This window comes from Pseudovibrio flavus, assembly GCF_009711345.1.
GTDB lineage: Bacteria > Pseudomonadota > Alphaproteobacteria > Rhizobiales > Stappiaceae > Pseudovibrio > Pseudovibrio flavus.
Map to the genome: position 1 here is coordinate 1 of NZ_SMMA01000006.1, position 236 is coordinate 236.

Genomic DNA, 236 nt, shown 5'->3' on the forward strand with positions numbered 1-236 from the left:
AGACCACTCAGCATCACCGCGTCAAGTACCTCAACAATGTCGTTGAAGCCGATCATGGCAAGTTGAAGCAGTTGATCAGGCCGGTACGGGGCTTCAAAACCATGAAGACCGCTTATGCAACAATCAAGGGGTTCGAAGTCATGCGGGCGTTGCGCAAGGGCCAATCCAACATCTTCAACCTATCCAAAGACATTACAGGTGAGGCGCGCATTGTTGAGCGGGCGTTCGGTGTTGGC

General features: G+C 53.0%; 1 protein-coding gene. It reads left to right on the forward strand.

Annotated features, from left to right (window positions below; genetic code table 11):
- Window positions 1-236: DDE-type integrase/transposase/recombinase (locus tag E1162_RS00015; protein ID WP_155125399.1), on the forward strand; the 236-nt coding region annotated here is incomplete at both ends.